The 20,009-nt window shown below is 62.4% G+C and carries 13 protein-coding genes; 10 read left to right on the top strand and 3 right to left on the bottom strand.

Going from position 1 to position 20,009, the window contains the following annotated elements:
- Window positions 1–89: 89 nt before the first annotated feature.
- Entirely contained in the window at window positions 90–1,793 is a 1,704-nt protein-coding gene (locus BXY39_RS18995) for an FAD-dependent oxidoreductase (protein ID WP_121940484.1), read from the top strand.
- 113 nt (window positions 1,794–1,906) lie between these two features.
- Window positions 1,907–3,001 carry a DUF2855 family protein gene (locus BXY39_RS18990; RefSeq protein ID WP_121940511.1) on the top strand — a complete coding sequence of 365 codons (1,095 nt, stop codon included), beginning with the start codon at window positions 1,907–1,909 and terminating at the stop codon, window positions 2,999–3,001.
- A gap of 50 nt (window positions 3,002–3,051) precedes the next feature.
- Here the strand turns inward: BXY39_RS18990 and BXY39_RS18985 are convergent, their stop codons facing one another.
- On the bottom strand, window positions 3,052–4,551 hold the full coding sequence (locus BXY39_RS18985) for a S41 family peptidase (RefSeq protein ID WP_170163971.1): 1,500 nt from the start codon (window positions 4,549–4,551) through the stop codon (window positions 3,052–3,054).
- A gap of 247 nt (window positions 4,552–4,798) precedes the next feature.
- Here BXY39_RS18985 and BXY39_RS18980 point away from each other — a divergent pair, with 247 nt between their 5' ends.
- The 3 genes from BXY39_RS18980 to BXY39_RS18970 all read left to right on the top strand — a co-directional run bounded on the left by BXY39_RS18980 (window position 4,799) and on the right by BXY39_RS18970 (window position 8,312).
- Complete coding sequence (locus tag BXY39_RS18980) at window positions 4,799–6,175, top strand: winged helix-turn-helix domain-containing protein (protein ID WP_170163970.1); 1,377 nt, start codon at window positions 4,799–4,801, stop codon at window positions 6,173–6,175.
- A gap of 190 nt (window positions 6,176–6,365) precedes the next feature.
- Complete coding sequence (locus BXY39_RS18975; protein WP_121940510.1) at window positions 6,366–7,133, top strand: SDR family oxidoreductase; 768 nt, start codon at window positions 6,366–6,368, stop codon at window positions 7,131–7,133.
- A 300-nt stretch (window positions 7,134–7,433) separates the two neighbouring features.
- Entirely contained in the window at window positions 7,434–8,312 is an 879-nt protein-coding gene (locus tag BXY39_RS18970; protein WP_121940481.1) for a LysR family transcriptional regulator, read from the top strand.
- Window positions 8,313–8,372: 60 nt separating this feature from the next.
- On the opposite strand, the gene BXY39_RS18965 is transcribed toward BXY39_RS18970, so the two are convergent.
- Complete coding sequence (locus tag BXY39_RS18965) at window positions 8,373–9,650, bottom strand: glycosyltransferase (RefSeq protein ID WP_170163969.1); 1,278 nt, start codon at window positions 9,648–9,650, stop codon at window positions 8,373–8,375.
- A gap of 465 nt (window positions 9,651–10,115) precedes the next feature.
- Between BXY39_RS18965 and BXY39_RS18960 the strand changes: the two genes are divergently transcribed.
- From BXY39_RS18960 to BXY39_RS18950, 3 genes are all read left to right on the top strand, one after another.
- On the top strand, window positions 10,116–11,246 hold the full coding sequence (locus tag BXY39_RS18960; protein WP_121940479.1) for an efflux RND transporter periplasmic adaptor subunit: 1,131 nt from the start codon (window positions 10,116–10,118) through the stop codon (window positions 11,244–11,246).
- A gap of 12 nt (window positions 11,247–11,258) precedes the next feature.
- A complete protein-coding gene (locus BXY39_RS18955) occupies window positions 11,259–14,453 on the top strand; it encodes an efflux RND transporter permease subunit (protein WP_121940478.1) in 3,195 nt (1,064 codons plus the stop codon).
- A gap of 252 nt (window positions 14,454–14,705) precedes the next feature.
- The gene (locus tag BXY39_RS18950) at window positions 14,706–16,283 is read left to right on the top strand and encodes an FkbM family methyltransferase (protein ID WP_170163968.1); all 1,578 of its coding nucleotides are present in this window, start codon (window positions 14,706–14,708) and stop codon (window positions 16,281–16,283) included.
- Between the two features lie 269 nt (window positions 16,284–16,552).
- Here BXY39_RS18950 and BXY39_RS18945 read toward each other — a convergent pair whose 3' ends face one another.
- The gene (locus tag BXY39_RS18945) at window positions 16,553–17,968 is read right to left on the bottom strand and encodes a hypothetical protein (protein WP_121940476.1); all 1,416 of its coding nucleotides are present in this window, start codon (window positions 17,966–17,968) and stop codon (window positions 16,553–16,555) included.
- 326 nt (window positions 17,969–18,294) lie between these two features.
- Between BXY39_RS18945 and BXY39_RS18940 the strand changes: the two genes are divergently transcribed.
- Window positions 18,295–18,732 carry a sugar 3,4-ketoisomerase gene (locus BXY39_RS18940; RefSeq protein ID WP_121940475.1) on the top strand — a complete coding sequence of 146 codons (438 nt, stop codon included), beginning with the start codon at window positions 18,295–18,297 and terminating at the stop codon, window positions 18,730–18,732.
- Complete coding sequence (locus BXY39_RS18935; RefSeq protein ID WP_121940474.1) at window positions 18,729–19,844, top strand: DegT/DnrJ/EryC1/StrS family aminotransferase; 1,116 nt, start codon at window positions 18,729–18,731, stop codon at window positions 19,842–19,844. Before BXY39_RS18940 ends, BXY39_RS18935 begins: the two co-directional genes overlap by 4 nt.
- The last annotated feature ends 165 nt before the right edge of the window (window positions 19,845–20,009 follow it).

The raw sequence follows: 20,009 nt of genomic DNA, 5'->3' as shown, positions 1-20,009 counted from the left end.
TCTTGCGCCGGCGGTGTTTTATGTCATGACGGCGTAACAGGCGGGCCCTTTGATCGGGGCGGGTTCCGCACACGGACAGGGAGGACAGGATGACAGACGACAGCCCGGCCATTGAGGCGGTGCGCCGGACCGCCGGCGCGAGCGACCCGTATGCGCGGGAGCAGCAGACCTTTCCCGTCCTGAACGACGAGCAGGTCGCGCGGGTCAGCGAATACGGCCGCACCGAGGACCTGCCCAAGGGCGCGGTCCTGTTCGAGCGGGGTCAGCGCGGGGTCGATTTTTTCCTGATCCTGGACGGCACCGTGGAGATTTACGATCTGGACGATCAGGGCCGGCCGGTCATCATCACCACCCACCGCAAGCACCAGTTCACCGGCGAGCTGGACCTGTTCAACCAGCGCAAAATCCTGGTGGGCGGGCGCACCGGCACGGCCAGCCGCATCGTCCGGCTGAACCGGGACCAGTTCCGCCGCATGGCGGGCACCGAGGCGGATATCGGCGAGATCATGATGCGGGCCTTCATCCTCAGACGCTCGGCCTTTATCGTCCATTCCGAGGCGGGGGTGACGCTGCTGGGCACAGGCGCCGACCGGGACACCATCCGCATCAGCCGCTTTCTGACCCGCAACGGCTATCCGGTGGACAGGCTGGACCCGGACACACCCGAGGCGGCGGCCTTTGCGGAGGCCTGCGGCCTGTCGCCCGAGGATGCACGGGCACAGGCCGGGCCGGTGCTGCGCACACCGGACGGGCAGGTGTTCCGCAATCCGACAACCCCGGAGCTGGCGGACCAGCTGGGCCTGACGGAAGAGCTGGACCCGGCCCATGTCTATGACCTGGCGGTGGTGGGCGGCGGGCCGGCGGGCCTGTCGGCATGCGTCTACGGCGCGTCCGAGGCGCTGGACACCATCGTGATCGAGGCCGAGGCGCCGGGCGGCCAGGCCGGTACCAGTTCCCGGATCGAGAATTATCTGGGCTTTCCCACCGGGATTTCGGGTCAGGCGCTGGCGGCACGGGCGTGGATTCAGGGGCAGAAATTCGGCGCCCGTTTCGCCATCGCGCGCGGTGCCACCGGTATCCGCCGGGACGGGACCATCTTCACCGTCACCACCGAGGGCGACATGCCGGTGCGGGCGCGCGCCGTGATCCTGGCCAGCGGCGCCACCTACCGGCGGCTCGCCCTGGAGAATTACGAGACCTATGAAGGACAGGGCATTCACTATGCCGCCACCGCGCTGGAGGCGCAGTTCTGCAAGGGTTCGGACATTATCGTCGTCGGCGGCGGCAATTCGGCGGGTCAGGCGGCGGTGTTCCTGTCGGGACATGCGCGGCATGTCCATATTCTGGTGCGCGGCGACGGTCTGGCGGCAAGCATGTCGGACTATCTGGTGCAGCGGATCGACCAGTCGCGGCGCATCACCCTGCACTGCAACGCGGAACTGACCCGGCTGGAGGGCGACAGGATGCTGCGCCGCGCCACCTGGACCGACCGGCGCACGGGCGAAAACGTGACCAAGGATATCAGCAACATCTTCGTCATGATCGGCGCGGTGCCGAACACGGCATGGATGGGCGACTGTGTCGACCTGGACGACAAAGGCTTCGTGCTGACGGGCGCGGGTGTGTGCAAGGAAAGCGCCTCGCCCTTCCAGACGTCGGTGCCGGGCATCTTCGCGGTCGGCGATGTGCGCTCAGGCTCGGTCAAGCGGGTGGCGTCCGGCGTGGGCGAGGGCTCGGTCTGCATCAGCGCGGTGCATGCCTATCTGGCGGCGCACCCCGTCGATCCGTCATAAGGGCTAAGAGACAAATATGGCGCCGGCCGCCGGGCCGGGCTAGAAAGATGGAAACGTCCCACGGCCCCTACACTTTTCCCATTTCCCGTAATACCGACAAGGACACGCCGCCCATGACCGACATCACCGCCTTTCAGGTGCGCAAGGATGCGCTGAGCGAGACAAGACTGGTCACCCACCCTGCCCTGAAGGACGGCAATGACCTGAAAGACGGGGACGTGCTGGTGAAGATCGACCGGTTCGCCTTTACCGCCAACAATGTCACCTACGGCGTGGTGGGCGAGCGCATCGGCTACTGGAAATTCTTCCCCACCGGCGACGGGGACTGGGGCATCATCCCGGTGTGGGGGTTCGGCGACGTCATCCGGTCCGCCTGTGCGGAGGTGCCGGTGGGCACGCGGCTGTACGGCTACTGGCCGATGGCGAGCCATCTGGTGATGACGCCGGCGAAAGTCAGCGACACGCGGCTGTTCGACGGCGCCGCCCACAGGCAGGACCTGCCGCCGGTCTACAATGCCTATGCCCGTGTGGCGCAGGAAGACGGATACGACCCCGCCATGGATGACGAGCGCATGGCGCTGTATCCGCTCTATGCCACGTCCTTCTGCCTGTATGATTTCTTTCTCGACAATGACTGGTTCGGGGCCAAGACCATCGTCCTGCCCAGCGCGTCGAGCAAAACGGCCATCGGCACGGCCTATGCCCTGAACACGGACGCGGGCCGCCCGCGTCTGGTCGGCCTGACGTCCGCGCGCAACAAGGCGGCGGTGACGGCGCTCGGCCTTTATGACAGCGTGCTGGACTATGACGCCATTGAGCGCCTGGACGCCGATACGCCGACCGCGATCATCGACATGTCGGGCAATGGCGACGTGCTCGGCCGGCTGCACCGGCACCTGGGCGATGCCATGACCTACACCAGCAATGTGGGCGTCACCCATTATGAGGCCAACGCCATGGGCGAGGATTTCATCCGGTCGCGCAGCGCCATGTTCTTCGCGCCCGGCCATATCCAGAAACGCGCCAAGGACTGGGGCCCCGGCGAATTTGAAAGGCGCGCCTTCGCCTTCTGGCGGGACGCCGCCATCAAAAGCCGCGACTGGCTGACCATCACGCGGGAGACGGGCGCGGACGCGGTGGGCCAAGTGTACCGCGAGGTGCTGGCCGGCGACACCCCGGCGGACACCGTGCGGGTGACGGGGTTTTAAACGCCCCAGACCCATACGGGCACCGGTAACGCCGGGCCGGCGTCAGACCCCTAACGCCCCGGCCCCAGGGCGGCCAGCAGGGTGTCGAGCACCACATCCCGGCCGGCCGGCCGAACGGGCGACGGGATGGGCCTGTCGGGCGTGACGCCGTCGGCCCTTGCATCACCCGAGGGGCGGATGATGTGGGCCTTGGGAAAGCCGACCTCTATTCCCGTCACCGGCAGGGTGAAGCTTTCCATGGCGCCGTATGTGGTGGCCATGTCGGTGGTTTTTTCGCCGGCCACGGTGCCGAAGCCGTAATCCTGAACAATGGCGGCCACATTGACCGCATTGGAATAGGTGTGCCGGTTCACCAGCACATGGACATCGCCGGTGAAGCGGGCGCCATCGCGCGGCATGATCAGGGGAATGTCGAAGGCGAACATGTCGCCGCGCGGCACGGCGGCGTATTTTTCGGCAAACAGCGCCGAGACGCCCGCCGCATCCGGACCGGCCGCAAGGCGGGCCCGGTTCGACGCGGCCGCCTCATCGCTGGAGCGGATGAGAAAAGCCGAACAGAACCGGAAGGGCCGGTCGGCGACCCAGGCCAACATATGATCGCTGAATGAACTGTCGCCGCCGGGATTGTCGCGCAGATCGATGACCAGGGTCTGCGCCCCGGCTGCGAGAAAGTGTTCGAAGGCCCCGTCGATGAAGGCGGTGAAGGCGGCATTATCCCAAGGGGCGGACGGGGTTTCGGCGTTGTAGAAGGGACCGGGCCGCAGATAGGCGACGCCGCCCTCCAATAGTGTGAACAGGCGTTTGTCAGGCTCCGGGGCGGCGGCGGGCGGCCCGCTGGCCGGCGCCGCCTGTCGTTCGGCACGGGTGCGCGCGGTGACGGAGACGGTAACGGCCCCGGCACCGTCCCGGCGCAGGCTGACGCTGAAACGCGGTCTTTCCCCCAGTTCCAGCCAAAGATACCGCGGAAAGGAAAATTCCAGCAGTGAATGGGCGATATAGGGCGTATCGGCGGAAATATGCGCTGCCGCCCGGTCGAGCCAATCGGTCATCGGCGTGCCGTCGATGGCAAGAATTTCGTCACCGGCGGCGATATCCGGGTGGCCGGAATGGTCCTCGCCCACATAGGCGCGGCCAGCGGCGATGCGCGGATACATCGGAAAGACCCGACCGCCGGCGTCGAGAAACGCCTGATACGCCTTGTCGGGAAAATCGATGCGCGCGTGGGCCACATTGCCGAAGGCGACGAATTTCTGAAAGGCCACGCGCAGATCGAAGACCGTGCGCGGCCGGTCGAATGCCGCGGACATGCGCCTGTACAGTGCATCATATTCCGCGCGGCCACGATGGGCATAGAGATCGGCATGACCGCTTTGCAGTCCGGCATACAGGGCGGCGAAATCCGCGCGGATGTCGGCGGGCTGGATCATCCACTCATCAGGACCCGTCGGAGGGCTTTCACCGACACCGGCGCCATCGCCGGAGCCATGACCGGCGATGGCGAACACAACGATCGCGAGACAGGCCGCAAGCATGGCGCGTCCACATCGCATGGGAAAAACATGTTTCATCGGCAGGGTCCATTGCGCAATCCAGTCACCGGGAGGCCACTAGCGCATCCCGGGACCGGGGGCCATGGCGGGCGGCTCCCTTTTTCCTGACGAAATCCTGACGGCCGATCAGAGGGGGCCGACCGGGGGGGGGCCGACCGAGATGGCGCGGGCCTGCCGGAAAACACGGGTCCCGGGAAACCGTTTGCGCTATCAATAGGACATGACGGACCGACCGACAGATACGGCCATGAAACGGCACCCTTTCATCCTGGGTCCCTGGCGGGCAGAGCCGATGACACGCCGTATCGAGCGGGATGGACTGTCCGTCAGTCTTGAACCCAAGGTCATGGACCTGCTGTGCCTGCTGGCGGAGACGCCCGGCCATGTCTTTTCCCGGGACGCGCTGGAAGCGGCACTGTGGCCGGACATCACGGTGGGCGAGGATACGGTGGCACGCGCCGTCTCCAAACTGCGCCGGGCGCTCGGCGACAACGCGAAAACCCCCCTTTTTGTGGAGACCATCCCGAAGCGCGGATACAGGCTGATCGCCGCGGTCAAACCCGACACAGGGGCGGCACGGACAGCAGAGTCCGCCGGTCGGCGTCCCGCGCAAAACAGCCCGCCGGCCGGCGGGCCGGGGACAACAGACGCGCCCATGACGGATGCGACACCCGACTGGCCGGCAATGGCCGGACCGGGGCGGTCGGGCCTGCTGCCGTCCGGACTGTTGCTGATGGGGCTTTTGCTGGCCGCCGTGGCACTTGCCGGTGTGCTGTTCGAGACCGCCCCTGTCCCAGGTCCGGACCGCACCGGCACACCCGCCGGCCGCCTGACGGACCGGGCCGACGACCTGTATATGCACTTCACACGGGCCGACAATGAAGCGGCAATCGTTTTGTATGAACGGGCCCTGGCGGTGGACGAAGCCCACGCACCCGCCCGGTCCGGACTGGCAAATGCCCTGGTGCAGCGGGTGGTCCGCTGGCAGCATGCACCGGGTACGGGCACAGACACGGGCACGGGCACGGGCGGGCCGGCAAGCCTGGGCGCCGCCGTTGAGGCCGGTTTGACGCAAACACCGCATGGGCGCGAAACCCTGTGGCGGGCGATCGCCCTTGCGGAACGCGCCGTCCGCCTGGCGCCGGATGACGCCGGCGCGCTGAAAGCGCTGGGTCTGGCCCATGCCGCGCGGGGGGATCTGGACAGGGCGGCGCATCTGTACCGGCGCGCCGCGGCCGCGGACCGCAATGCGTGGGCACCACGGATCAATCTGGGCGAAATTCATATGATGCGGGGAGACCCACGGCACGCGGTCAAACATTTCGAGGACGCCTTCGCCGCGATGGAACGGTCTTACCCGGTGGAACCGCAGCGCGTGGGCCCGTGGCAGGCCGCGCTTGGGCTTCTGATCGGTCAAACCCATGAGGACCTTGGCGCGGACACAGAGGCCGCCCTGTGGTACCGCACCGTCCTGGCGCTGACCCCGCTGGAACCGGAGGCGACGACCCGGCTTGCCGGTATTCTGCGCCGTTCCGGCGGCGAAACGGAGGCCGCGGGCCTGTGCCGGGACCTGCGCACAAAGGTCGGCCTGTTTGACGGATGCCTGGACCGCGACGGCCGCTAAATACCGCTGCCGGCTGGAAGCACGATGAGGAAGGGGCAGTTGTCCGATGTCCAAAAGGGCGCTTGCGGCAAAGCCATCGCCTCAGTCCGCGCCCAGGCGGGCGATGGAGCTGCGGACAGAGAAGGCTTTGCCAAACCGGCAGGGCCTTTTAGGGTTTGCGGCCATACTGCGGATATCCTGGGAGGACGATATGCACGGGACAAAGCCCGCGGCCCTGGTGACGAATGCGGCCGGGTTTGCCGGGCCGCCGGCGGTGGATGCGCTGCTGGCGGCGGGCTTTCGCGTGCTGGCGCACGACCGGTCTTTCGGCGATGATGCCGTCTGGGCGGCCTATGCGCGGGGGCGCGGCGGGCTGGACCGGATTGACGGCGACACGCCGGAAGCCTGCGTGGAGCAGGCCTTTGCCCTGTGCGACACCCTTTCGGCCCTTGTCAGCAATGATCATTATCCGGCGCCGCTGCACGATACCCCGGATGTGGACCCGGACGTTCTGAGAGCCAATTTCGAGGCGCTGGTCGCCTTTCCCTTCGCGCTGGTGCGGGCGGCGCTACCGCGCCTGTACGGGCAGGACCGCGCCAATATCGTCCTGATCACATCGAACCGGATGCGCCTGCCCATGGCGGGCGCCGCGATCCCGGAGGCCGTGCGCGCGGCCGCCAACGGCCTGGTGCGCCCGCTGGCGGTGGAGTGCGCGCCGCACGGCGTTGTGGTCAATGCGATCGCGCCCAATTTCCTGTACAGCGAGGCCTATTACCCGAACGCGGTCTTCCGCGACACCGAGGCGGGGCGCCGCTACATCGCGGACAGCGTACCGGTGGGCCGCCTGGCCGACCCGGCGGAAATCGGCGAGGTGATCGCATTTTTCGCCACGGTCAAATCGCGTTTCATGACCGGGGCGGTTATCGATTTTTCGGGCGGATGGCCTTTCGGCACCCCGCGCCCCGAGGCCGGGGACTGAGGGCACGACAACCGGGGACCGTTCCCGGCCCGCAGCGGACATAGGGGAAACAGGACCTCAGGAGAAACGGGCGAGAGGAAAATATGTATGATGCATACATTTGTCCCGTTGCCATCGGAAAGGCGCCGATGAGGACGATGGGGCGCGGTGTTCCGGCAACCGCCGCAAATCCGCCCATACGGGTAAAACGGCCAACGGGATTCCTTGTCACCGAATGGTATAACCCCTTTTCCCTGCGCTATATTATTCCGTAAAATAAAACACCGCCAAGACAGAGATACAGAATGGACGGGGGATGACATGGACCGGATCCGCGCGCTGAAAACCTTTATCGCCGTGGCCGAGGCCGGCAGTCTGGTGGGCGCGGCGCGTCAGCTGGGCATGAGCCCGCCAACGGTGACGCGCATCATCGGCGACCTGGAAAGCCGTCTCGGCGTCACATTGCTGCACCGGACCACGCGCATCGTCACCCTGACGGCGGTGGGTGACGCCTATCTGGCCGACACCCGGAAAATTGTCGCCGAGCTGGACGCGGCCGACGACGCGGCGCGGGGGGCGCACAGCGTACCGACGGGACTGCTGCGGGTGACCGCGCCGGCATTGTTCGGCCAGTATTATGTATCGCCCGTCATCACCGCGTATCTGGACCGGTACGCGGGGGCCTGCGTCGATGCCGTGTTCCTGGACCGGGTGGTGAACCTGATCGAGGAGGATGTGGATGTGGCGGCGCGGATCGGCCATTTGCAGGATTCGGGCCTGCGGGCAATCCGGGTGGGGTCGGTGCGCTGGTCGGTCTGCGGCTGTGCCTCCTATTTCGAGAGGGCCGGCCTGCCGCAACGCCCGCAGGACCTGAAAGGCCACAGCATCGTGTCGGCGGGGGCGGGACCCGGTGCCGTATCCTGGCGGTTTGGCGGCGGCGAGAGCGTGCGCCTGTTGCCGCGCCTGACCTATTCCTCCATCGGGGCGGCGAAATCGGGCTGGGGGCTGACCCGGGTGCTGTCCTATCAGATCGGCCCCGAAATCGGATCGGGCGGCCTGCAGACGGTGCTGTCGGAGTATGAGCCCGATCCCCTGCCGGTTCATATCGTCCACACGGAAGGCCGCCGCGCACCGGCAAAGGTACGTGCCTTCATCGATATGGCGGTGGAGCGGCTGCGCGCCGACCCTTTCCTGAACTAGCGCTGACGGCAGGCGCGGCTGCCAGGGCGGCCCTAGGCCGAGGATGATGAAAGGGCGGCCCTAGGCTGCGGGCGGGATGGCGTCTATCAGATCGGCGGCGGCGGTGGTGCCGCCTTCCGAGCGAATGCGTGCGCCCAGCCGGTCGGCGGCATCCCGGACGCGGTCGGACCGCAACGCCGCAAGGGCGCCCGCCAGAGCGCCCGCATCCAGTTTTTTCAAAGAAACGGGCGCCGGACCGGCGCCCAGCCCGCTGACCGTGCGGCCCCAGAAAGGCTGGTCGCCGAAAACCGGGCAGACGAGCGTGGGCCGGCCCCAGCGCAAGCCTTCATGGGTGGAGCCGGCGCCGCCATGATGGACGACGGCACTGCACCGCGGGAACAACCAGTCATGGGGTACGCTGTCGATGACATGAACGGTGTCCGTGGTCTCGGCCGTGGCCAGCACGCCCCACCCCTTTGCCAGAACGGCGCGGGTGTCCGTCCGCCTGAGGGCGGCGAGAACGGCCGCCATCGCCCGGCCGTCATCGACGGCCGGCATGCTGCCGAACCCCAGATAGACCGGCGGCGGCCCGGATGCGATGAAAGCGGCCAGATCGGCGGGCGGTTCCCAGCCGGACGCGCCGCCCAGAAACCAGTATCCCGTCACATGGTCAACGGGTCCCCAATCCGACGGTTTCGGGACCATATGGCGGCTGTGACCATACAGGCGGGGCACGGGACCCCCCGACGGGTGATAGCCGCCCAGAACATCCAGACGGGGACGATCCGGCACACTGTCATGTCGCGGCAGCCACTTGCGCAGCAACGTGCCGTAACCGAGCCGCATCAGGGCCAGCATCGCATAGTCAGACAGCCTGTTGCCGGCAGCGCCGAGTGGCGGCAGGGGCAACAGCGGGTTGGCGAAGGCCCCGGTCGGGGTAAAGGCGGGCTGCAAAAATCCCGGCACGGCGATACAGCCGAGCGCCCGGGCGAAATAGGGCGCCAGAAAGGCCTTGGGGTGATAGAGGATGATGTCCGGTGCCACCTGACAGGCCACCGCCCACATCTCATCCAGAACGCGCTGCATCAATGCCCCGGACGACCGAAACAGTTTGACAAGCCCTTTCGGGGATTTCAGCGCCGCGCGGACGTCGGGCTTTTCCGCCAGCGCCCTGATGTCCACCGACAGGGGCGCCGCTGTCAGACCGTGGCTGTGGCCATGGCCGTCGACAAGCGCGTCAAAACCCTGCCCCGTCGACAGGGTAACATGGTGCCCCCGCCGGGCGAGTTCGGCGCCGAGCGCCACATAGGGCTGCACATCACCGCGCGAACCGAGCGTCAGGATCAATATTTCGGACATGATATCCTTTACAGCGTGGATCTCGTGGCATGGGACGGATGGCGCCTGGGCGGTACCGGGCAAGCGCCTCGGGTGCGGGCATGCTGTCATACCATGCCTTACACGGCAAACACTGTTCCGTCTCACCCGATTTTGTGCCGCCGGTGTCGGTCTGCGCTCTCCCGGTTCGGGGATATGCGGGACCGGTTCACGAGGCCTGTCTTTACCCAAGCCTCTTTGTCCCTCAACACGGTAGGGGTCAGCCGAAAGGGTATGGAACTATAATGGTTGGCAGCCGGATACCCTGTTCTGTATGATCGCAAGGGAAAGGGTAAAATACCGCGCCTGTCATTTTTCCGTTTTATTCGGGCGATAGTCTGCCGGTTCACGTTTCTGCTGGCGATGCCTTGACGCCGGTTCATCCGTTTCCATGTCACGTCCGTTGCGTTCCGAGGATTCAAGACCAATCCAGAGGAGGCTTTCACCATGCCGCGGCCCTTTGTTTTCACGATCTGTGTCCTTGCGATCTGTTCGGCGCTGTTCACGCCGCCGTCCCAGGCACAGGCCCCGATCAATGTGTCCCACCCGGTTGTGCGGGAGATCGTCGACTGGGACGAATATACCGGCCGTTTCGAGGCAGTGGAACGTGTCGAGGTGCGCGCCCGGGTCGACGGCTATCTGTATGAAGCCCCCTTTCAGGAAGGTGCCCTTGTCGAGGCGGGCACCATTCTGTTCGTTATCGACCAGCGGCCCTTCAAAATCGCCCTGGATGCGGCACAGGCCGAACTGGCCGAGGCGGAGTCGCAATTACGCCTGGCCCGGCGCGAGGCCGAGCGGGGCGGCGAATTGCGCCGCAACGGCAACATCAGTCAGGAAGCCTTCGACCAGCGGCGCGAACAGGCGATTGCCTCCGAGGCCACGCTGCGCGCGGCGGAGGCCCTGGTGGCACGGGCCGAACTGGACATGGAATTCACCACGGTGCGGGCATCGATCAGCGGACGCGTCGGCTCCAAACTGGTGACGAAGGGCAATTTGATCAGCGGCAATGTGGGCGGCACGGTGCTGACCACCATCGTCAGCCAGGACCCGATCTATTTCACCTTCGAGGCCAGCGAAAGCGATTATCTGAAATATGCGCGGCAGCATTTCAGCGGCGCGCGCGCCAGCAGCCGGGATGCGCCGAACCCCGTCAAGGTGCGCCTGCTGGACGAAAAGGATTTCGTGCATGAAGGCGTGATGAATTATGTGGAAAACGAACTGAACGCCAGTTCGGGCACGCTGCGGGGGCGGGCCGTCATCAGCAATACGGACGGCTTTTTGCAGCCGGGACAGTTCGGCCGTCTGCGCCTGCTCGGCAGCGGCGAATACCGCGCCATCCTGCTGCCGGATTCGGTGGTGCAGTCGGAACAGTCACGCAAATTCGTCTTTACGGTCGATGAAAACGGAACCGTGGCGCGCCGGATCGTCCAGCCGGGCGCCCTGTATGACGGGCTGCGGGTGATCCGCGAGGGCCTGAACGGCGAGGAACTGATCGTCATCAACGGCTTTCACCGGGTCCGGCCCGGCATGACGGTGGACACCAGCCCGGTTTCCATCGACACCGTCCTGTCACGTTAAGGGGGCGGGCCCATGACATTCAGCCATTTTTTCGTCGACCGCCCGATCTTTGCGACGGTGCTGTCGATCCTGATCATGCTGGTGGGCGGCATTGCCTATTTGGGGCTGCCGGTGGCGCAGTATCCGGAAGTGGCGCCGCCGACGGTGGAAGTGCGCGCCACCTATCCCGGCGCCAGCGCCGAAGTGGTGGCGAACACGGTCGCGACCCCGCTGGAACAGGAAATCAACGGCGTCGAGGGCATGCTGTACATGCTGTCGCAGTCGACCGGCGACGGCACCATGGTGCTGACGATCACCTTTGAGCTGGGCACCGACCTGGACCAGGCGCAGGTTCTGGTCCAGAACCGCGTGGCCATCGCCGAGCCGCGCCTGCCCGAGGCGGTGCGCCGTCTGGGGGTGACCACACGCAAGAACAGCCCCGACCTGCTGCTGGTGATCAACCTGTTCTCGCCGGATGAGAGTTATGACCAGCTGTTCATCGCCAATTACGCGGTGCTGCAGATAAGGGAGCAGCTGCGCCGGCTGAAGGGTGTCGGCCAGGTGCAGATGTTCGGCGCCAGCGAATATGCCATGCGGATCTGGATCGACCCGGACCGCACGGCCGCCTTCGGCCTGACATCGGGCGAGGTGGTGCAGGCCCTGCGCAGCCAGAATATTCAGGTGGCCTCGGGCGTGATGAACCAGCCGCCGGCCTCGGGGCCCGGGGATTTCCAGATCAATGTGGAGACCATGGGCCGGCTGAGCGCGCCGGAGGATTTCGCCGATGTGGTGGTGAGAAGCGATCCCGGCGGCGGCACCATACGGGTGCGCGACATCGGACGGGTGGAGCTGGGGGCGCAAAGCTATACCACGCGGGGCTATCTGGGCGACAAACCGTCCATTGCCCTTGCCGTGAACCAACGCCCGGGCTCCAACGCCCTGGAAACGGCGGAAGAGGTGCAGCAACTGATCGCCACCCTGTCGGCGGATTTCCCGCCCGGCATGGACTATGAAATCGCCTACAATCCGACGGAATTTATCGCTGAATCGGTGGATGCGGTGATCCACACGATTTTCGAGGCCGTTGTCCTCGTGGTGCTGGTGGTGGTCGTGTTCCTGCAAAGCTGGCGGGCGTCGATCATCCCGATCGTGGCCATTCCGGTGTCCCTGATCGGCACCTTCGCCGTGATGCAGGCGTTCGGATTTTCACTGAACAACCTGTCCCTGTTCGGGCTGGTGCTGGCCATCGGCATCGTGGTGGACGATGCCATTGTCGTGGTGGAAAATGTCGAACGCAATCTGGCGGACGGCATGGACCCGAAGGATGCCGCCCACAAAACCATGGACGAGGTGGGCGGTGCCATCATCGCCATTTCGCTGGTGCTGGCGTCGGTCTTCATTCCGGCGGCCTTCATATCCGGTATTTCCGGCCAGTTCTTCCGGCAGTTCGCGTTGACCATCGCCACGTCGACGGTGATTTCGGCCTTCTGTTCGCTGACGCTGAGCCCGGCGCTGGCCGGCCTGCTGTTGCGTCCGCACGGTCACGGCGCGGCGCCGAAAACAGCCGTCGGCAGGGTCCTCGGCACGTTGGCCGGGCGGTTTTTCGGCGGGTTCAACCGGGGTATGGACGCGGTGGCGGGCGGCTACAGCGCCACGGTCGGACGGCTGGTGCGGATCAGCGGCATCGCGCTGATCGTCTATGGCGGGCTGATCGCGCTGACGGCCTTTCAGTTCAGCCGGGTGCCGGGCGGCTTTATCCCGCCCCAGGACCAGGGCTATCTGATCGTGGCGCTGGAACTGCCGGCGGGCGCGAAACTGGACCGAACGGACGCTGTCGTGCGGGACGCCACCGAGCGCCTGTTGGCGATCGAGGGTATCGTCCAGACGGTGGGCTTTGCCGGTTTCAATGGTGCGACCTTCACGCTCGCCCCCAATTCGGCGGCGATCTTCCCGGTGCTGGCCCCGTTCGAGGAAAGGCTGGACAAGGGCATCGGCTTCGACGATCTGCTGGCGGAAACCCGCGCGGCGGTCTCCGGCATCGATGAAGCCTTCGTGCTGGTGATCCCGCCGCCGCCCGTGCGCGGCATCGGCACCGGCGGCGGCTTCAAGATGTATGTACAGGACCGCACTGGACGCGGCCTGGACACGCTGGCGGCCAGCACCTACGGGATTGTCGGCGCGGCGAACGGTATCGAGGGGCTGACAAGCGTCTTCAGCCTGTTCGAGACCGCGACGCCCAAACTGTATCTGGATATCGACCGGGTGCGGGCGCAGGAACTGAATGTGCCGATCAGCAATGTCTTCGACACGCTGGAGGTTTATTTCGGGTCCGCTTTCGTCAATGACTTCAATTTCCTCGGCCGGACCTTCCGCGTGACGGCACAGGCGGACGCACCCTACCGCCAGACGCCCGACGATCTGATGCGGCTGCGCACCGTCAACCGTTTCGGCGAGACCGTGCCCATCGGCTCCGTCGCACAGATCGAGGACCGCACCGGCCCCTACCGGGTGGCCCGATACAATCTGTATCCGGCCGCCGCCGTGCAGGGCGACACACTACCGGGCACCAGTTCCGGCGAGGCCATCGCGGCGATGGAAGCCCTGGCGGACACCGAGCTCGGACAGGGGTTCGGGTATGAATGGACCGAGTTGGCCTTCCAGCAGAAACAGGCCGGCAACACCGCCGGTCTGGTGTTCGCGCTGGCGGTGGTGCTGGTCTTCCTGCTGTTGTCGGCCCAGTATGAAAGCTGGCTGCTGCCGCTGGCGGTGGTGCTGATCGTGCCGATGGTGCTGCTGTCGGCGATCACCGGCGTGGCGCTGGCCGGGCTGGACAACAATATTCTGGTGCAGATCGGCTTTGTCGTGCTGGTCGGACTGGCCTGCAAGAACGCGATCCTGATCGTCGAGTTCGCCAAGCAGCGCGAGGATGAGGGTCTGGACCGGTTCGCCGCCGCCTCGGACGCGGCGAAGCTGCGCCTGAGACCCATTCTGATGACCAGCTTCGCCTTCATCCTTGGCGTGGTGCCGCTGATGACGGCCACCGGCGCGGGCGCGGAAATGCGTCAGGCCCTAGGCACCACCGTGTTCAGCGGCATGCTGGGCGTCACCGTCTTCGGGCTGATCTTCACACCGGTCTTTTACGTGGTGTGCCGGCGGTTCGCGGGCGGGGCCAGGAGAGTCCAGGGCCAAGAAAAACTGGCATCGCAAGCGGAAAACACAACGCAATAAACAGGGTGTCCGCTGTATTGTTACACATCCTCTTGCCGAGCTCCGTCAAAGGCCGCTAGATAATGGAGACGTGCATGAGTTTCGCTTGGCCAAAGAGCCTTTCTTACAAAAGGCCTAATCCTGAAACATACCCCGCAGAAGAAATACTATCTTCTCATTGTATTTGGGTAATTTTCCAGGAAATTACCCACGCAAAATAGAGAACAATAAATAATTCAAAACAAATAAAACCAACCGACAAAAGAGATAAAATTGCCCAATCCTCAATTTCAATCCTATGTATCTTCATTACCGATTTTTAAAAACGGAAAGGCCGGTAAAGAAAAAATATTTTCAATTTTTTTTCAGCTAATCGACATTCTTCGGCCATCCGTATTTTGTGATATTGGTGCCAACGATGGAAATGTCTGTAAACGTGTCAAAGAATACCATCCTGACTGTGAAGTGCATGGTTTCGAAGCCAATCCAGCACTCTTCGAGCGCTATAAATTCGATCATTATACCGCCGGGATACACTGGCACAATGTAGCCATAACATCCGCATCCGGAAAACGGGCACTCCATACACCCCGTAAATTGTCACGCACATATCCGACAGATGCTTCCACCGGTATGGATTCTTCGGCACGCACGGTCAGAGGACACACATCCCTGTTTAACAGAGCGGAAAATACCAGCGACGAACACAATGACGTATGTTCAAAAAGCCTGGACGATTTCTTTTCCGTCCACAGACGGCCAAGCGATCGAAGCTTCTTTCTTTATATTGATGCAGAGGGTGCCACCGGCGACATTCTGGCGGGAGCATCGGGAATTTTAAAATATAGTAAAGCCGTCCTGGCCAAAGTCGAAAGAGACCAATTCCGGGCTGGACAAACAGGTGCCGTTTCAGTCTTTGAAACTTTATACCGACACGGATTTGAGCCCTTTGTACGCGACAGGGAAGATGGCGACAGACAATTCAACACCCTTTTTTTAAGGAAAACAGCCATTAGGAAATTAGACCAAGGTTTTTTACCAAGAATATTAAAGTCGTATTTCCAAAACAATAAAATATCGACAACACAAAATATAGAACAAAACACTAAATTTCCTAGAACTCCCCCTCAAATCAAAAAAGAAAGTATAAAACCCCCAAAAATAAAAGTACCTGTCTTCGCACCATGCCATGACAATCCGTCTTACTGTCAGATCATGCTTGAGCAGCTTATAAATATTGGCTTTAACGATATTTTCTTTCTCGACAATAAATCAACAACCAGCGACATGCAGTCATGGCTTGAAAAAGCCGAAAAATACTCCACGGTCATAAGATTAGGTGAAAACCTAGGTCCCAGGGACTCCATAACGTCGCGCAGAATTTTTCCGCAACTGCCCAAGTATTTTTGCCTGACCGACCCAGATGTGGAATTTAATCCTCACCTACCCGAAAACTTCATCGAGTATCTCATTCGGCTTACGGAGTTTTACAATGTGGGCAAGGCCGGCTTCGCTCTCAACATTGCCGAACGGAGCCAGATGAAAGACGATGCCTTTAAAGTGGACGACAATCGGTTTTGCATATGGGAGTGGGAGGAAAAATTTTGGCGGCATCCGCTCGCGGAAACCGCAGACGGTGATCGTGTTTACAGAGCCAACATTGATACAACCTTCGCTCTTTATAATAAAAAGTACTTTAATCCCCAGAGGTTCTTGAAAGCCGTACGTATCGCAGGCCGTTTTACGGCACGGCATATGCCCTGGTACAAAGAATCCCGCATCCCCAAACAGGAAGAATTAAATTACGCAAAGAACTCTAATTTTTCTTTTTATTTAAAAAAAGAAATATAAATCAGTGACAAATTGAGGCCCGTATGAAAATCACGAAAAAAATTAAATAAATAATTTTTATTATAGATTTTTTATTTAATATCGAACACATGTCTGCGTATCAATAATTAAAACACGACCAAGTGCCATACATATATTCTACAGAAAATCCATGGGCGCTGGAGTTGGCGGCCTGCTCCCTCTTCGAAAAATACAGACCGGCCAGACCAAAGAGAGGCTGGCCTCAATTTCCGTCCGGATACAATCCATGCCGCCTTCAATCGCCACAGTTACTGAACACTCTCGCTGGCAGCACCCGATAAAAGTCGTTCCAGCGTTGCCTCAAACAGGGCGGGCGCATGTGCTCGTTCAAAATAAGCACGAGCCAACCGTCGCTGGCAATCAACGGTGTCCGCGGTCACCCCGGCAAGACAGGTTTCGAACTCGTCCAGAGTGCGCCAGTTGAGCGCACCGGGATAGAAATTGTCCAGACCGTCCGCCACCCTGTGCCCCACGGCATGGACGATGGCGCACCCCGCCGCCATGGCCTCTACCGTCGCCTTGCCGCCGGCCACGGGGTAGGAGCTCAGATAAATATCGGGCTTCAACAGTGCAAGCGTCTGGCTGAGGCTTTCGACATAGGGCAGGTGGCGTACGGTGGCACTGCTTCGGGCGGATACCGCAGCGGCTGTCACGGCCTCTTTCAAGTCGTCGGTCAGTGGGCCGATATGGACGTGGGCACCGCCGCGTGCACGGAAGCGGGCCGCGATGAAATCGACATAATTGCGCACGGTCTTCGGCAGAAATTTCGCGATACTACCGCATGTGGCCGTGAGAAAAGCATCGTCCGCGCGCAGGCCCGCACTCATGGCAGCTTCCGGAACATCCGCATAAGGATCGGCGCAGGTCATCGGCAGATTGATAACCGCCTGCCCCGTCCCGCAGGCATAATGACGTGCACAGGCCTCACCGTAAGCGGTGACGGAAACAAGGCCGGTTTCGGGGTCCACCGGCCGCAGGGCAAAACTGTGATCGGCGTGCCAGACATGCAGTTTGCGCCGTGCTGGAGCGCTGTGCAGCAAGGCAAAGCAAATCATATCGTAGGGATGCGAGAAATCGACGATCACATCCGGCGCAAAGGATTTTATTACATCCCAGCCTGTGTGAAGCCTTTCGATGTGGGTATCATCATCCAGGCAGTGGATATGCAGCCTTGACGGATCGAAAGCTTCTCGTGTCAATGGGGCCTCGTTAAGGGTCAGGCCCGTCAATACCAAGCCAATGTCCATTCGGCCGACAAACCGTCTGACAATATCCTCCACCAGCCTTGAGTGACCGCCGATATCCGACAACAGCGTGGCCAGCAGAATCACCCGTTGGCGTCTTTTGCCATGTATGCCGTCCCGGACGCTAAGTGCAGGCGCGTCATTCTTATATGCACTGCCGGCCAGCATACTCTCCGACAAGCGCGCGGCTTCCCGGTTCAATGCCGGGGAAGAAAGGCTCATTGCACGCGGTGCAGACTGCTGGAACAGCTTGTGAGTCACAGCCATGATATCGGATAGGGCGCGGACATGATCACCGTCGCGCCTGTGTCGGTCCACCCTCTGCGTCAGGGCGTCCAACTTCCAGACCACGGTCTCCCTGAAACCGCGCGGTTGCCGACCCGGCGGGGCGTCTTCCGCGATCGTTTTCCCTTCGGGCATCGCCTCACTCCCAAGGACGGCACGTGCTGGCGCACGCTGACCGCTTATACATTCACAGTATAAACAAGCCTTTCCACCGGTCGCGTCAAGGCTTGAGAAATCGTCGGAAGAACCGCGACAGACACTGACAGGGCGCACATATACCACACAAGCGGCCGTAAAGGTATGATAGACCCCCGGCGATATAAGGCCGATACGCGGAAGGTTTCGCGGCTTGCATGCCCGGCATGCGGGTGTATACATTTCACCGAGAGGTTATCGGGTTGCGCTTTCCGCTTCATTCGTCATGAGGCGCGACAAAACGGGTTGTTACTTTTCCGGGACTTATGGGCTCGCCGCTTGATCATTGTAGAATTATCAATCTGCCCGTGGTTACGGATGTACACGGCAAACTGACCTTTATCGAGGAAAACCGGCATATCCCCTTCGATATCAAGCGCGTCTATTATCTCTATGACGTGCCGGGCGGGGCGGTGCGCGGGGCGCACGCGCACAAGGCCCTGCAACAGCTGTATATCTGCCTGTCGGGAAGCTGCGACATCAAGCTGACGGACGGGTTCAAGGACAAGACCTTCCATCTGAACCGGTCCTATATGGGGCTGCTTCTGTCGCCGATGGTGTGGCGGTCGGTGGACAATTTTTCGTCCAACTCGGTTCTGCTGGTCCTGGCCTCGCAGCTGTATGACGAAGACGATTATTACCGCGACTATAACGACTATCTGCGGGGTCGCGGCATTCTGGACGGGCCGGCGGAAACCGGATGATCAAATTTCTGGATCTGAAGGCCGTTCACCGCCCGTACCGCGCGGAACTGGAAAGCCGTTTCGCCGCTATTCTGGACAGCGGCCGGTATGTTCTGGGCGCGCAGGTCGTGGAATTCGAGGAACGGTTTGCCCGGTTCACCGGGGCGCGGCAGGCGGTCGGTGTCGGCAACGGCCTGGACGCGTTGAGCCTGGCGCTGAAAGCCCTTGATATCGGCCACGGGGACAGGGTTCTGGTGCCCAGTTTCACCTTCATCGCCACATGGCTCAGCGTGATGGCGGCCGGCGCGGAACCGGTACCGGTGCCCGTCAGCCTGGAGACCGGCAATATGGACCCGTCGCGCCTGCCGGTCACGCCGGACAGCCGCGTCAAGGCGATTGTGCCCGTCCACCTCTACGGCGCCCCCGCCGACATGACGGCCATTGGCGACTATGCCCGGCGCCACGGACTGCGCATTGTCGCCGATGCCGCCCAGGCGCATGGTGCGCGGTATGACGACCGACCTGTCGGCGATTTTGCCGACATATCCACTTACAGCTTCTATCCCGGCAAAAACCTCGGCGCCCTGGGCGATGCCGGGGCGATCACGGTCAACGATGACGGTCTGGCGGCCCGGCTGAGGCGGCTGCGCAATTACGGCTCGGACAAGAAATACATCCACGGCGAGGCCGGTACCAATTCCCGCCTGGATGAACTTCAAGCGGCGTTTCTGAATGTGCGCCTGGACCATCTGGATGCTGAAAACGCCGTCCGCCGCGAGCAGGCGGCACACTATGGTACGGCACTGGCCCCTCTGGCCGGGATCGTCGACACTGTCAGACCACCCGGCAACAGCCGGTCCGCCCATCATCTGTTTGTCATACGCTGCGACAAACGGGACGCACTGCTGGATGTCCTGACCGAACGGGACATACAGTGCCAAATTCACTATCCGGTCGCCCCATGCGACCAGCAGGCTTTCGCCCACATGACCGCGGATGCCGGTATCCATGACACAGCCCGGCAGCTGGCCGCAACGGTCCTGAGCCTGCCGCTCGGCCCGCATCTGTGCGATGAGGATATATCCGAGGTCTGCGATGCAGTGACGGCCTCTGCGGTCGATTTATTTGTATGATGTATCAGACACTGCATAAAATACTGGTTTTTCCTTTTCGGGCAAAACGTGCTTGAAACTCTGCCAAGAACAGAAACTCCTAAAGCATGCCCGGTCGATGTGTCCGCAGGGCGTAAAAAGACATCCGAAGACATATCGGATCAAGTGGAGAGTCTTGATAACAAA

This window comes from Eilatimonas milleporae, assembly GCF_003688555.1.
Lineage (GTDB): Bacteria > Pseudomonadota > Alphaproteobacteria > Sphingomonadales > Kordiimonadaceae > Eilatimonas > Eilatimonas milleporae.
Note: the sequence above shows the minus strand (reverse complement) of the source record. Positions and strands in the feature narration are given on the sequence as shown.

Bases quoted from the DNA above. Each gene is read 5' to 3' on its own strand.
- BXY39_RS18995 (WP_121940484.1), top strand. From the start codon at position 90: ATGACAGACGACAGCCCGGCCATTGAGGCGGTGCGCCGGACCGCCGGC.
- BXY39_RS18990 (WP_121940511.1), top strand. From the start codon at position 1,907: ATGACCGACATCACCGCCTTTCAGGTGCGCAAGGATGCGCTGAGCGAG.
- BXY39_RS18985 (WP_170163971.1), bottom strand. From the start codon at position 4,551: ATGCGATGTGGACGCGCCATGCTTGCGGCCTGTCTCGCGATCGTTGTG.
- BXY39_RS18980 (WP_170163970.1), top strand. From the start codon at position 4,799: ATGAAACGGCACCCTTTCATCCTGGGTCCCTGGCGGGCAGAGCCGATG.
- BXY39_RS18975 (WP_121940510.1), top strand. From the start codon at position 6,366: ATGCACGGGACAAAGCCCGCGGCCCTGGTGACGAATGCGGCCGGGTTT.
- BXY39_RS18970 (WP_121940481.1), top strand. From the start codon at position 7,434: ATGGACCGGATCCGCGCGCTGAAAACCTTTATCGCCGTGGCCGAGGCC.
- BXY39_RS18965 (WP_170163969.1), bottom strand. From the start codon at position 9,650: ATGTCCGAAATATTGATCCTGACGCTCGGTTCGCGCGGTGATGTGCAG.
- BXY39_RS18960 (WP_121940479.1), top strand. From the start codon at position 10,116: ATGCCGCGGCCCTTTGTTTTCACGATCTGTGTCCTTGCGATCTGTTCG.
- BXY39_RS18955 (WP_121940478.1), top strand. From the start codon at position 11,259: ATGACATTCAGCCATTTTTTCGTCGACCGCCCGATCTTTGCGACGGTG.
- BXY39_RS18945 (WP_121940476.1), bottom strand. From the start codon at position 17,968: ATGCCCGAAGGGAAAACGATCGCGGAAGACGCCCCGCCGGGTCGGCAA.
- BXY39_RS18940 (WP_121940475.1), top strand. From the start codon at position 18,295: ATGGGCTCGCCGCTTGATCATTGTAGAATTATCAATCTGCCCGTGGTT.
- BXY39_RS18935 (WP_121940474.1), top strand. From the start codon at position 18,729: ATGATCAAATTTCTGGATCTGAAGGCCGTTCACCGCCCGTACCGCGCG.